Below are 232 nucleotides of genomic sequence, written 5' to 3'. Positions count from 1 at the left end.
ATACCAAATTGAAGGCTGCAACGGCGATAATCAACGTCAGGATGATGAACATCATGCGTTTTTCCAACTCTACTGCTTCAAAGTAGCTGCGGTTATTGAATGTCCAGTCTCTAACCCAAATTGAATCTTTTTTGGAAGGCGGGATTAAATTTGCAGTAAACGAGGGAGCATTTTGCGGGTCAGCCAGTTTCAGGCGCAGCCCGCCAAAATTTTCACCCAATCTATACAATAC

Annotated in this window: 1 pseudogene; it reads right to left on the bottom strand. The window is 43.5% G+C overall.

Annotation, left to right across the window (positions count from 1 at the left end):
* A pseudogene (locus ACTHS4_RS12705) lies at positions 1-232 on the bottom strand (lipoprotein-releasing ABC transporter permease subunit); the annotation flags it as partial.

This window comes from Neisseria sp. P0014.S009 (genome assembly GCF_051958155.1).
Classification (GTDB): Bacteria; Pseudomonadota; Gammaproteobacteria; order Burkholderiales; family Neisseriaceae; genus Neisseria; species Neisseria flavescens_C.
Note: the sequence above shows the minus strand (reverse complement) of the source record. Positions and strands in the feature narration are given on the sequence as shown.